This is a genomic window from Mucilaginibacter ximonensis (assembly GCF_042686265.1).
GTDB lineage: Bacteria > Bacteroidota > Bacteroidia > Sphingobacteriales > Sphingobacteriaceae > Mucilaginibacter > Mucilaginibacter ximonensis.
Genome location: NZ_JBHUPD010000003.1, coordinates 157,534 through 170,521 on the forward strand (window position 1 = coordinate 157,534; position 12,988 = coordinate 170,521).

The window sequence follows — 12,988 nt, forward strand, 5'->3', positions numbered from 1 at the left end:
CGAACATAGTGAGAGATCTATATATATGCTAAGCGTAGTAGCTGGTCAGTGCATAGATTTCTCGCTGTTGCTCGAAATGACAAGTGGGATATTATCAAAACTCCGCGTTCTTAGGGAAACGTGGGAAAGGAATTACATCACGAATATTACCCATGCCGGTAACAAACAGCACTAATCGCTCAAAGCCTAAGCCAAAACCGGCATGTGGGCACGAGCCAAAGCGGCGGGTGTCTAAATACCACCACAATTCGTCTTTTGGTATGCCCAGTTCATCCATGCGTTGCTCCAGTTTGTCTAAACGCTCTTCGCGTTGCGACCCGCCCACGATCTCGCCGATACCCGGGAAAAGTATATCCATAGCGGCTACGGTTTTGCCGTCATCGTTTTGGCGCATGTAGAAGGATTTGATGTCCTTTGGATAATCAGTCAGAATTACCGGTTTTTTGAAATGCTTTTCAACCAGGTAACGTTCGTGTTCAGACTGTAAATCAGTGCCCCAACCTTCAACCGGGTACTGAAATTTTTTCTTTTTGTTCGGGGTTGATTCTTTCAGGATGTCGATTGCCTCGGTATAAGTTAATCGCTCGAAATTATTAGCTAAACAGAACTGTAGTTTTTCAATCAGGTTCATTTCTGAGCGCTCGTTCTGTGGTTTCTGCTTCTCTTCATCCAGTAAACGCTGAGTCAAAAACTCAATATCTTCTTTGTTCTTATCCAGCGCATAGGCAATTACATATTTCAATAAAGCCTCGGCGGTATCCATATTATCGATAATATCGGCAAAAGCCATTTCCGGCTCAATCATCCAAAACTCGGCCAGATGGCGGGTAGTGTTTGAGTTTTCGGCGCGGAAGGTTGGTCCAAACGTATAAATATCGCTTAGCGCCATGGCGCCCAGTTCGCCTTCCAACTGGCCAGATACGGTTAAGTTAGCCGAGCGACCAAAGAAATCCTGTTTATAATCAACCTCGCCATCAACCTTCGGTACGTTGTTCAGGTCGAAGTTGGTCACATGGAAAGTTTCGCCGGCGCCCTCTGCATCGCTAGCGGTGATGATAGGGGTGTGCAGGTAAACAAAGCCGCGTTCCTCAAAAAACTTATGGATAGCAAAGGCCAGGCTATGCCGCACTCTGAAAATAGCGCCAAACGTGCTGGTGCGGAAACGCAGGTGAGCGTTCTCACGCAAAAACTCCAGGCTGTGTTTTTTGGGTTGGATTGGGTATTTCTCCGGATCACTATCGCCCAAAATCTCGATAGTTTCTGCAATAACCTCAACAGTTTGTCCCTTACCTTGCGAGGCAATCAGTTTGCCATAAACACTGATAGCAGCGCCAACGGTAATGCGTTTTAGCAGGGCAGGGTCGGTGTTTTCAAAATCAACCACAATTTGTACGTTATTATTGGTCGAGCCATCATTTAAAGCAATGAAACGATTTTGGCGGAAGGCGCGAACCCACCCCTTAACGGTTACATCAATGTCTGTTTGTGTGCTTTCTAATAATGCTTTAATCTTAATTCGCGTACTCATTGTAGTAAAAAATTTAGTGCGCTAAATTACAATTATTTGCCTTAATGACGATGTAAATGCACCGCTAATTTGCCTCGCTCTTTAGCGGTATTTTCTCAGCAAACTCTTGCAATGCCGTTATCTACGCCGGCTTTGATCATTTTGCCGTAGCCATCATTTGGTAAAAACGATGTGAAGTTTAACGCCAGTTGATAATTTTCAATGGCTTTGCCAATATCACCCATGTCCTCATGGCATTTGGCGATATTTAGATATAATGAAGGATACACGGATTTTATTTCGTTTCCATCTACACTTAGTGCGAAGTTTAAGGCAATTTCATCCCATTTTAATTTATCTGCAACGCTTGTTTGGTGCCTTGCAATGTAGTGGGCGGCTGTAAATTTTTCAATGGCATTTGCGGCTTCGTTCCAGGCCTGCTGAAACACCCGGTCAGCTTCTTCTGGTTTTCCTTCGCCCTCAAACTGCATTCCTAGCGCACAAAGTTTATTGATATTGTTTTCAGGGTCAAATTGCATAATGTGCCTCGATGATATTTATAGACGGTGAATTTATATTTTTAACGGAGCTACTACCTAATTTCTGACATCCCGAATAAAAATAATAATTTAGTTGCCATGAAAGGCATAGGTAAGCTTATTTGGCGATTTGTTAAGTTATTCCTTATTCTATTTATCGCTATTACTGTTTTTTGGGTGATATTATATCGCTTTGTAAATCCGCCGATTACCTGGCTCATGATTACCCGTGGCTTTGAACGCAAGGCCGATGGCAAAGAATGGAAAATTGACAAACAATGGCGCGACTTTGACGACATTGCCGACGGTATGAAACGTGCCGCCGTAGCAGCCGAAGACCAGACTTTTTTGGAAAATCATGGTTTCGACTTTCACGCTATCGAAAAAGCTATCGAGAAGAACTCAAAAAGCCGCAAGCTAATAGGTGGCAGTACCATATCGCAGCAAACGGCTAAAAACGTTTTTTTGTGGCCTGGGCGGTCATGGGTACGTAAGGGCTTTGAGGCTTATTTTACATTACTGATTGAAGTTTTTTGGAGTAAGCGGCGTATTATGGAGGTATACCTCAATGTTATTGAAATGGGCGATGGTATTTATGGCGTACAAGCAGCCGCACAAAATTATTTTCATAAAGATGCCTTTGACCTTACCCGCGCTCAATGCGCAGCTATAGTTTCTATTTTTCCGAGCCCGCTTAAATGGTCGCCTACTAACCCGAGCGATTATGTGCGGCACCGCCAGTATTTGATCATGAAGAATATGCGGAGGTTAGGGCCGTTGGATTTTTAAGGAGGAGAGTTTATTCTTCAGTACATAATGATGATGGCGTTTCCCCACGGGCCGCGCTGTTCGCTCATACGCCACAGGGCCTTAAGCGCTTTGGCCGGTATCTGCTTCCATCGCTAACGCAATTGTCTGAACCCTGATTTTAGGATTCCAGGATTGCAAGATTATTTATTTTATAAAAAAGTGCGGTGGCCTGTCAGCTGGACAGCTTCGGGCGAAAGGAGGTAAAACAATGCTGGCTAGTGCGGTTGCAGGGCTGTTGGGAATGTTGTCTGAAGCGAAAGCTTAGTGCGACAAATTGGGGCAACAGGCCTCTGCCCAGGTTTTACCGACTTTGCAGGGCAAAGGCCAATGAGCGCAAAGAAGCATTCCAGATGACTTGATTATTCACAGGTTGTTTATTTTTGGTGTGAATGAGATCGCTGCGCTAAGTATTTGGTTCTTTTCATCAAGGAAAAGAACGAAGCCTACCCGCGGCAATTGAGCGGGACGATCTGCAAATTATAAATATTCATCAATGATAGCATGAAGCTGCAGAGATTGCTTGGTACCTCGAAATGAAATGTGTTTATAAACAACCCAGAGAACAGCTTAATGACTAACTAAATCCCGAAACAATTGGATATGCCAGCTATCCTTAAACGGCACTTCCCATTTGTTTTCTAATTCAGTAAGGTTCTGTACCAGATTGTTGTAAACAACGGTGTCTTTGTTAATACTGCCGTCCTTCAGTTTATCCTCAAACTGATGGCGTGGGAGGGAAAGAACTTCGCCTGCTTCGTTATAAGCCAGGTTAAAGCGGTCAAATAGGCTCAAACCAAATTCCTGTTCAAGGCGTTTCATGAAATTAACCGATTTGTCGATTGAACAGCCGCTGGCGCCCGCTTGTGTTTCATCGACAATAAGGATGAAAAAGCGGTTGTAACGGATCTCGGCCCTGGCTTTAAGCTGATGGTTGTGGGCGGTCCACTCGGCGGCAAAAGCGTTAAGTCGCTGTTGAATTTGTTCAACTACGGCGTCTGCCAATTTTTTGTCAGACTGGTAGATCCATACTCTCGAATTTTCAGAAAATTGCATGGACAAAAATACCAAATAATTAAATTCGAGCGTTATTTTTGTTGTCATGGTAAAATCAGTTCTGCCAAAAATGAGAAAGACAGTATTCTTATTTTCCATTATAGCTACCGCTGCGGTTAGCTTGTGTTTTGTGACTGGCATGACCGACCAGGACTGGTTAAACTGGGGCAATAAATGCCTTAATGAGTCGTACGACTCGTCGGCAGATCTCAAAATCAAAAAGTGGGAGCTTAATTTGACCGGAGATTCTTTTATCCGTCTGCGCAAAATCTATCAAAACGGCAAACAGGAATATTTTTCATTGTATCTGCAAAAACTGGATGATATGGATTATCTGGGCAACGTCAATAGCGGTACGCTGGAACTTAAGGCCAAATCAGACGATATCATCGTGCAAACCTATAATGACCGTCAGGGAAATGTGGACTCGATGGCTAACGTTTTAAAAATTCCCGTAAAAAACATGCAACCCGAGCGTTTGGATAGCTTGGAGCATGCGTTCACTTACTTTAAATCAAAAGGATTATAGTCCGTTTGCCCTAACCGTTATTTCGGCAATATCCAATATTTTTATCTCCTGCTCTTTGTCGTGGTTTTTTACGCCGTCGCTTAACATGGTCATACAGAAAGGGCAGGCCGCAGCTACTACCTGCGCGTTTACAGCTATCACCTCGTCAATACGTTCCATGTTGATGTCTTTGTTGCCTTTTTCGGGCTCCTTAAACATTTGTGCGCCGCCTGCGCCGCAGCATAATCCGTTACTGCGGCAGCGTTTCATTTCAACCAGTTCAGTGTCTAAAATTTCGAGCGCCCGGCGTGGGGCTTCATAAACATCATTGCCCCGACCCAGATAACACGGGTCGTGATAGGTAATACGTTTGCCTTTGAAACTTTCGCCCCCCTCAGCTTTTAGCTTGCCGGCGTCAATAAGTTGCTGTATTAGTTGCGAGTGATGGATAACCTCATAATTACCACCCAGGCCCGGATATTCATTTTTTATAGTATTGAAGCAGTGGGGGCAACCGGTAACTATCTTTTTAATATGATAAGCATTCAGCATCTCAATATTCGTCATGGCCTGCATCTGGAATAAAAACTCGTTACCGGCACGTTTGGCAGGGTCGCCGGTGCAGCTTTCTTCAGTGCCCAGTACTGCATAGCTTATACCAACGTGGTGCAGGATTTTGCATATGTCGCGGGTTATTTTTTGCGCGCGTTCATCAAAACTTCCGGCGCAACCCACCCAAAACAATATTTCAGGTTCTTTGCCTTCAGCCATTAGCTGGGCCATGGTTGGAACCTCACCCCAGCCCTCTCCAAAGGAGAGAGAGTTTTGATTTGCATTATTTGTCAGGTCTTCCATATTTAAGTTTTTGAAGTCCTCCTCTTTGGGGTGGACTTAGGTGGGGTTTGCCCAATTGAAGCGATCGGCGTTGCTGTATTTCCACGGCGCGCCGTTGTTCTCTACATTACCAAACATGTTATTCAAACTGGCCGGCGCCTGCGACTCTTCCATTACAATATAACGCCGCATCTCTGTAATAATTTCTAACGGATTTATATTTACCGGGCAAGCCTCGACGCAGGCATTACAACTGGTACAGGCCCACAATTCTTCACGACTGATGTAGTTATCCAGGAGTGATTTTTCGTCCTGAAAATCCTTGCCGTGTCTGTCAATGTTGTTACCTACCTCAGTGATGCGGTCTCGGGTATCCATCATGATTTTTCGGGGCGATAAAAGCTTACCCGTAATGTTTGCCGGGCAAACTGATGTGCACCGCCCGCACTCGGTGCAGGTATAGGCATCCATAAGGTTTTTCCAGGTCAAGTCAAGTACATCTTTGGCGCCGAAACGTGCAGGCTGGGTAAGCTCAGGTACAAATGAAGGATCAAGCATGGCTTTTACCTCGGCCGTTACCGACGGTAGGTTGCCGAATTTTCCTTTAGGATCTAAATTAGAATACCAGGTGTTTGGGAAAGCCAGCAAAATATGAAAATGCTTGGAATAGGGCAGATAGTTCAGAAAAGCGAAAATCCCTACAATATGGAACCACCAGCACACACGCTCCACTATTACCAGCGTAGTGGGGTTGTTTGGCAAAAAAGGGGCAATCAAGCTACTGACCGGAAAATTACCTGCTTTGATGTAATGGCCGAAATGCAGTGCCTGTAGTTTGTAATCGGCCGCATTCATGGTAAGGAAGGCGGTCATTAAGCATATTTCTATGATTAGGATATAATTGGCGTCACTTTTTGGCCAGGTAGTCATTTCAACGCCGTTGAAGCGTTTTAAATGCGCTATATTTCTGCGTGCCAGGAACGTTATGCAAGCTATCAGCACCAATGCCGCCAATAGCTCAAATGCGCCAATCAGCATTCCGTACAAACTACCCAGCGGTTTTGAAAAAATACGGTGCGAGCCAAAGACACCATCGATCATGATCTCTAGCACCTCCAGATTGATAACGATAAAACCGATATAGATACAAAAATGCATCACCGCTGCCAGCGGACGTTTAACCATTTTACTTTGGCCCAAGGCTACCCTGGCCATTAGCGCCCAGCGTTCTGATCTGCGGTCAGAGCGGTTAATATCTCTGCCTAATAGGATGTTACGGCGTATTTTACCTGCGTTTTTAGCGAACAGGTAAATGGCTGAAGCTAATATAAGAATGAAGATCAGTTGTGAAATCATTATGCATGCATAGTAATTTACTCAAAGATAGGTTTATCTTGCATCTATCAAAATAATACAATGCAAATATGCTCCAAAAGTTTTTCGGTGGAATTAATGGGATGTTATACAGGTGGTTATGATAATATCGAAAGAAAATTGAAAAAAAAATTACCGCTGAATAAAAAAAACGCTACATTTGCAATCCCGAAACGGGCGATGGTATCATAGCTCAGTTGGTAGAGCAAAGGACTGAAAATCCTTGTGTCGCTGGTTCGATTCCAGCTGATACCACAAAAAAGTTTTCGCACTGTATTACGATAGTGTGAAAATTATTTAAGAATTTTTTTACAGAAAGCCTTCAGATTAATTTCCGAAGGCTTTATTTTTTATCAAGCAATCGTTCAAAATTTGTTTCAATATCCGTCGTTAGCTCGTCATAAAATGATTTCCCCCACAGATTCTGATCAGCTTCAGTAAGTTTTTTTTACTGGTATTATAAGCCTTAACTGCGATCAGATATTTCTCATACTCTTTCCATAGTTTTTCAAAATTAGTTTTGTTACTCAGCTTCGTGAAATCATTTAAAATTCCACAGACTCTTATATCGTAGACTGAAAAGTCGTCAGGATAAAGTACAGATAAAATCGCTGACGCCGTTGGCAATAAAAATTTATAATCAGTAAATAATATCCTAAGTCGTTCTTTAGCGCAAGGTGCCTTAGAAATCTTTTGGGTTAATTCTTTGCAGGTTAAATCTAAATTCGCTTTCTCTTTTAAAAGCCTTTCCGCTGTTTTCGACTTTGCTCTATTTGCTTTCCAGATAATTATGCAAAAAAAATCAAATCCGTTTATATATCCTTGTTGACCAAATTTTTTTCGAACTATATTCCTAACATAGTTTTCAAGATTATAATAGACGCTGAAATCTTCCATATTTAAATATAGATATAATTTGAACCGAAATATTTACACGTCCAAATTCGCTATCAAGCGTAAATCAGAAAGGAAATGGTTGGATGTTTGTGTAGTAGCCACCACAAAACAAAAAGCGCTTGATTTTCAAATAGTTAAGCGATTTTTGTTTTTGATGGGTACAAATTTGGTGTTCTCCCGGATATCATTATTGTCTTCTATCAGTAGGATCTTTTTTATAAGCCTGGCAGATCGTTAGACAGATGTTGAACGCCACGATAATTTTAAACTATAAATACCGGTTTAATCCTGTGCATGCCAAGACTGAGTCCGAGCGCCAGCTAGCGGGCATCAGTAATTCTATTAAAAATAAATAGTTAGGTACAGCCTCCGGTCAGACGAAGAGGTTGCACATTTGTTGCCAAAAGTCGTCGGCTTCAGCCGCCTGCTGATCGTATGCTTCATCGATCAGGTCTGAAAATTCGATTAGTTCTCTACTCATGATCTGTTGTTAATTAGACAAATGTGACGAAAAGATCCCCGGGAAAAAGTGAGCGGCCGCATTTCTCCGGATGTTCTTTGTCATTTCCTCCGGCCATCCGTCCCCTAACTTTGAATAAATTTTAATGATCAAAACCATGGAAACAGCCACTCAAAACTCACCGATCAAAACGGTCAACCCTTTCAATAACAAACTTGTCAAAACTTTCGAGGTCATGACCGATGCGCAAATCGAATCGAGGATCGCGCTGGCTGATACTACCTTTCAAACCTGGAAAAAAACGCCGCAGGCCGAGCGGGCGCTATTGCTGCGTAAGGTCGCACATCTGATGCGTGTCCGCAAAACACAGCTGGAAGAACTGGCCACCTTGGAAATGGGCAAACTAGTGAGCGAGAGCCGCGCAGAGGTGGAACTTTGCGCCGCTATTTTTGATTATTATGCCGATAATGGTGAAAAGTTCCTGGCAGATCAGCCATTGGCAACGCACGGAGGCTCAGCTTTCCTGAGCTATGAGCCTATTGGGGTTTTATTAAGTATCCAGCCCTGGAATTTTCCTTTCTACCAGATCACCCGTTCCGCAGCGCCGCACCTGATGGCGGGCAATACCATGCTGCTTAAACATGCTTCCAACGTACCGCAATGCGCGCAGATTATGGAGGATATTTTTCTGGAAGCTGGTTTTCCCGCAGGTGTTTACCAGAACTTGTTTATTCCGGGCAGCAAAATTGATGTTTTGGTTGCCGATAAGCGGATCAAAGGTGTGACGCTGACCGGCAGTGAGCCGGCAGGTTCTGCCATCGCCGCTGCTGCTGGAAAATATATAAAGAAATCTACACTAGAATTAGGCGGCAGCGATGCTTTTGTTGTGCTTGATGATGCCGATGTGGAACAAGCCGCCGAGGCTGCCGTGCGGGGCCGCATGTGGAACGCCGGCCAGGTCTGCGTATCGCCAAAAAGGGTGATTGTAGAAGAAGCGATAGCCGACCTCTTCCTGGACAAAGTAAAGGCCAAATTCGCCGCTTTAAAGGTAGGTGACCCGATGGACGAACAAACTGATCTGGCGCCCCTCAGCAGTGAAAAAGCAGTCGAAGACGTAATTAAACAAATACAAAAAGCAGTGGAACAAGGCGCGACCGTTTTAGCCGGCGGGCACCGCATTGACCGTCCGGGCGCGTTTATGGAGCCTACGATCCTGACCGGGATACAGCCCGGCACCGCGGCTTACCAGGAAGAGATATTTGGCCCGGTGTTTATGTTTTACAAAGTAAAAGACGAGCAGGCGGCTATTGAGCTGGCCAATGCCACTGACTATGGTTTAGGCGGCAGCGTATTCAGTTCGAATAATGAACGTGCAGTTAATGTAGCCAGGCAGATCGATACCGGCATGGTCTATATCAATCACGTAACCGGCATTGCTCCTGAACTTCCTTTTGGCGGCACCAAACATTCTGGTTATGGCAGGGAACAATCGCCTGCCGCTATTTACGAATTTGTTAACGCCAAGTTGATCAGAATTACAACTCCCGAAAGCGCTTATTAAGACGGATATATTTGTGGATTTGGCCAGATTTAACCGGACGTTTAAATATAATTGATGAAAACGATTTTAGTATTAACTGATTTTTCGATTAACGCGGAGTATGTCGCATACTACGCGCTCCACATGGCTCAGCATTTTCAGACGAATCTGTTGGTTTGTAATGTTTTTGAAGATGACAAAAACGAGAATGGTTCGATAAATAGTTCACATCCTTACAGCCGTGCGGAAGAAGAAAGTATTCAAGACCTCGGAGCTGTAGTCGCAGCACTAAAAACCAGTATTGACAAACAGCCCCGGTCGAACAGTTTCCGTCCTGACATCAGCCAATGCAGCGAGGTAGGCACAGTTGATAAAAAGTTGAATGAGCTCGCCCTTAAGCACGATGTTCTGTTGGCCGTGATCAGCTCACATAGCGCCAATAACCTCAGCGGTAGTTTTAAAAGGAACCATGCCCGGGCAATCGTAGAAAAAGCAAACATGCCTATATTGATCGTTCCTTACCAGGTTCGGTTCAAGCCATTTGGTGTCATTGCTTTCGCTTCCGGCATGAATAATGGTGATATCAAGATACTAAACTCGCTGACTGGTCTGGCCAGGTTCTCTGATGCAACGGTTGTGGTAGTACATGTCAGCGCAGAAGACCAAGGGAATAAAGATGAATCTGCCCTTGAACTGTTTTTTACGCAGAACGCCGGTAAAACAAATTACGCTACTACACAGTATCGACATATATGCGGGCGGAACGTAGCAGATAGCTTAAAAGAATTAACTGTTCATATCGATGTTGATTTATTAGCGCTGGTTCACCGCCGCCGCAGTAGCCTACAACAACTGTTCAACGGCGTCGTCCGCAAAATGCTGAATAGCCCATCAAAACCGTTGCTGATTTCCCCTGGATCGGTCTAACGACTCAATAACTGCTTTGAGAAAAATCAAAAAAGCCTGCGATCTGTGATCGCAGGCTTTTTTTTTCTGACCTAAAAACATGATACAGATCACGTCCTGATCTACCTGATGTCATTAGCCAGCTGATCGGCTGAAGGTAATTTTGAGCATAAATAATTAACAAATGAAAACTACAAAATACCGTTGTGCTGTACTGTCGACCTTCTTGGCAGTCAGCCTTTTTTTAGCCACCCCGGGGCGGTTGAAAGCCCAAACGTCCTATAAGCTTGTGCCGGGCAGCACCATCAAAGTACTGGGATCCTCTAACGTCCATGACTGGGTAATGACGTCAGCCGGGGCAGAAAGCCTGGGGCAATTCGATCTGTCAGGCCGAAGTTTGAACACGCTAAACCTTCGGGTGCCTTTTACCACCCTGAAAAGCGAACACGCGTCAATGGATGACCGGACCTACACCGCCGTGAATGCCAAAAAGTACCCGGACATCATTTTTAAACTCAGTTCGGCCGAAGTAACCCCCGGAGATAATAATATGTATTTCATCAAAGCCAAAGGCGACCTCACCATTTCAGGCGTAACCAAGCCTGTCAGCGTAGACGTAACCGCTGTCGCGAATCCAGATAACACGATTACCTGCAGAGGCTCCAAAAAAATTCAGCTAACCGACTTTGGCATCAAACCGCCAACTTTTATGCTGGGCGCCATGAAAGTCTACAACGACCTTAATATTCAATTCAATTTAATCTATAAAAAATAATCATGAAAAATCTTTATCTTCTACTTGTAACTATTGTAGTACTGCCGTTCAGCCTGAAAGCGCAGGAAACCATTCAGTTTTACCGTCCTAACGATCAGCGCGGTATCAACGTGTTTGAGACACACAAACAGGACACAGTACCCTTTACCGGACTGAAAGTGAAGGTCGGCGGTAATTTTGAGCTAACCTACCAGGCATTGAAAGAAAGTAATACCGCTGTTTCTTACATCCCGGCGGGCTATACCAGCAGCGTAACAACATTACAGCCGCTCACCCATGGCTTCCAATTGCCGATGGCTAACTTGAACCTGGATATCCAGCTGGCTGATGGTGTGCGCATGAATTTGACGCAATACCTCGCATCCCGTCACCACGAAAATACCTGGGTTAAAGGTGGCTATATCCAGTTCGACAAGCTGCCTTTTTTACATAGTGATGTGATCGATGACATCATGAAAAGTGTCAGTATCCGCATTGGTCAAAATGATGTGGATTACGGTGATCAGCACTACCGCCGGACAGATGGTGGTAACACCATCTACAACCCATTTATAGAAAACTACCTGATGGATGAGTTTTCGACCGAGCTTGGCGCTCAGTTTTATTACTTCCATAAATCGGGCTTATTTGTTATGGGGGGCATTACAGACGGCTTGCTAAATGAGACCGTTGTCAAATCCACAAAGATCGATGCTAAAACGGGAGCGCCGATTGCAAATGATCCTGCCTTGCTCGGCAAGATCGGCTTTGATAAACAGGTAAACAACGATTTTCGCATTCGCATCAGCGGCTCGGTTTACACCGCCGCCAGCGATTACAGCAATACGCTGATGAGCGGCGACCGCACCGGTTCTCACTACTATAATGTGATGGAGAACGCTGCAGTAGCTGCGGCCACAACGCTGAACGAAGCGGTTGACTATAACTTTACTTCAGGTAGGGTAAGTCCCGGCTTTAGCAATGAGATCCATGCCTTTATGGGCAACCTGTTCCTGAAATACCGTGGTCTGGAATTCTTCGGTACAGCGGAAAATGTGACCGGCCGGGCGGCCAGCGAGCTAAACAACCGCTGGGCTACACAATATGCAGGCGACCTCATTTACCGTTTCCCTGCAGACAAAGAAAATTTTTGGTTAGGTTTTCGTTACAACACTGTTAGCATGAACCTAGCCGGTACCGGCGATATTAAAGTTAACCGCGAAGCTGGTTCATTCGGCTGGTTCCTGACCAAAAATATTATGATGAAGACGGAATACGTCAATCAGCAGTACAAGGACTACCCGGCAAATAATATCCTGAATGGCGGCAAATTCAACGGGGTATTACTGGAAGCATCCATAGCCTTTTAATCAACTTAACCAGGCATGAGAAAGATCATCACCAGCGGCCTGATCGGCGGCTGTATCCTTTTCCCGGTCAGTTACGGGGGACTTTACCTGGGGGTAAAGTTCTTCCCCGGGCTGTTCGTAGCTTACAACAATCCCCTGTTTAATTCTGATGGCAGCCGTGACCTGTTGTTCTACTTACATGCCTTCATCATCAGCTTCGCGCTTTCCTGGTTCTGGGAAAGGTTTAAAAGCCTTTTTAAAGGTCCGCTGGTTTTAAGAGGGTTAGAGTTTGGATTAGTGTATGCCTTAACGGCGCTGCTCCCGGTCATGTGGATCTCCTTTAGCTCATTGGATATTAACCTGGTGATGGTTTCCAGCTGGTTTTTTTACGGGCTGGCACAGGCAACCATCGCCGGATTGGTATTCGCCAAAATCAATCCTTAATCAATGATCCACG

13 protein-coding genes and 1 tRNA gene are annotated in these 12,988 nt (G+C 44.6%); 8 read left to right on the forward strand and 6 right to left on the reverse strand.

The features are described 5' to 3' along the window. Positions 1-94: 94 nt before the first annotated feature. Positions 95-1,528, reverse strand: a complete 1,434-nt coding sequence (gene asnS / locus ACFS5N_RS14595) for an asparagine--tRNA ligase (protein ID WP_377186997.1) — start codon at positions 1,526-1,528, stop codon at positions 95-97. Between the two features lie 95 nt (positions 1,529-1,623). Continuing rightward, positions 1,624-2,046 (reverse strand): hypothetical protein, encoded by a 423-nt coding sequence (locus ACFS5N_RS14600; RefSeq protein WP_377187000.1) that lies wholly within the window; start codon positions 2,044-2,046, stop codon positions 1,624-1,626. A 99-nt stretch (positions 2,047-2,145) separates the two neighbouring features. On the opposite strand from ACFS5N_RS14600, the gene mtgA reads away from it, so the two are divergent. Then, entirely contained in the window at positions 2,146-2,835 is a 690-nt protein-coding gene (gene mtgA / locus ACFS5N_RS14605; RefSeq protein WP_377187003.1) for a monofunctional biosynthetic peptidoglycan transglycosylase, read from the forward strand. Between the two features lie 588 nt (positions 2,836-3,423). On the opposite strand, the gene ACFS5N_RS14610 is transcribed toward mtgA, so the two are convergent. Continuing rightward, complete coding sequence (locus ACFS5N_RS14610) at positions 3,424-3,957, reverse strand: ABC transporter ATPase (RefSeq protein WP_377187005.1); 534 nt, start codon at positions 3,955-3,957, stop codon at positions 3,424-3,426. A gap of 22 nt (positions 3,958-3,979) precedes the next feature. Between ACFS5N_RS14610 and ACFS5N_RS14615 the strand changes: the two genes are divergently transcribed. Continuing rightward, positions 3,980-4,438, forward strand: coding sequence for a hypothetical protein (locus ACFS5N_RS14615; RefSeq protein WP_377187008.1), 459 nt, complete (start codon positions 3,980-3,982; stop codon positions 4,436-4,438). On the opposite strand, the gene ACFS5N_RS14620 is transcribed toward ACFS5N_RS14615, so the two are convergent. Both ACFS5N_RS14620 and ACFS5N_RS14625 read right to left on the reverse strand, forming a co-directional pair. Next, complete coding sequence (locus ACFS5N_RS14620; RefSeq protein WP_377188491.1) at positions 4,433-5,200, reverse strand: (Fe-S)-binding protein; 768 nt, start codon at positions 5,198-5,200, stop codon at positions 4,433-4,435. The two genes, ACFS5N_RS14615 and ACFS5N_RS14620, sit on opposite strands and share 6 nt — an antisense overlap. A 108-nt stretch (positions 5,201-5,308) precedes the next feature. Then, positions 5,309-6,607: a 4Fe-4S dicluster domain-containing protein gene (locus tag ACFS5N_RS14625; RefSeq protein WP_377187010.1), complete on the reverse strand. Its 1,299-nt coding sequence runs from the start codon at positions 6,605-6,607 to the stop codon at positions 5,309-5,311. 200 nt (positions 6,608-6,807) lie between these two features. On the opposite strand from ACFS5N_RS14625, the gene ACFS5N_RS14630 reads away from it, so the two are divergent. Further along, positions 6,808-6,880: transfer RNA gene (locus ACFS5N_RS14630), tRNA-Phe, on the forward strand. Between the two features lie 135 nt (positions 6,881-7,015). Here ACFS5N_RS14630 and ACFS5N_RS14635 read toward each other — a convergent pair. Beyond that, the gene (locus ACFS5N_RS14635) at positions 7,016-7,522 is read right to left on the reverse strand and encodes a hypothetical protein (protein ID WP_377187013.1); all 507 of its coding nucleotides are present in this window, start codon (positions 7,520-7,522) and stop codon (positions 7,016-7,018) included. A 617-nt stretch (positions 7,523-8,139) separates the two neighbouring features. Between ACFS5N_RS14635 and ACFS5N_RS14640 the strand changes: the two genes are divergently transcribed. The 5 genes from ACFS5N_RS14640 to ACFS5N_RS14660 all read left to right on the forward strand — a co-directional run bounded on the left by ACFS5N_RS14640 (position 8,140) and on the right by ACFS5N_RS14660 (position 12,975). Then, the gene (locus ACFS5N_RS14640; RefSeq protein WP_377187016.1) at positions 8,140-9,543 is read left to right on the forward strand and encodes an NAD-dependent succinate-semialdehyde dehydrogenase; all 1,404 of its coding nucleotides are present in this window, start codon (positions 8,140-8,142) and stop codon (positions 9,541-9,543) included. 54 nt (positions 9,544-9,597) lie between these two features. Beyond that, a complete protein-coding gene (locus ACFS5N_RS14645) occupies positions 9,598-10,449 on the forward strand; it encodes a universal stress protein (protein WP_377187019.1) in 852 nt (283 codons plus the stop codon). A 163-nt stretch (positions 10,450-10,612) separates the two neighbouring features. Next, a complete protein-coding gene (locus ACFS5N_RS14650) occupies positions 10,613-11,203 on the forward strand; it encodes a YceI family protein (protein ID WP_377187022.1) in 591 nt (196 codons plus the stop codon). A 2-nt stretch (positions 11,204-11,205) separates the two neighbouring features. Beyond that, the gene (locus ACFS5N_RS14655; protein ID WP_377187025.1) at positions 11,206-12,552 is read left to right on the forward strand and encodes a hypothetical protein; all 1,347 of its coding nucleotides are present in this window, start codon (positions 11,206-11,208) and stop codon (positions 12,550-12,552) included. A 15-nt stretch (positions 12,553-12,567) separates the two neighbouring features. Further along, complete coding sequence (locus tag ACFS5N_RS14660; protein ID WP_377187028.1) at positions 12,568-12,975, forward strand: hypothetical protein; 408 nt, start codon at positions 12,568-12,570, stop codon at positions 12,973-12,975. The last annotated feature ends 13 nt before the right edge of the window (positions 12,976-12,988 follow it).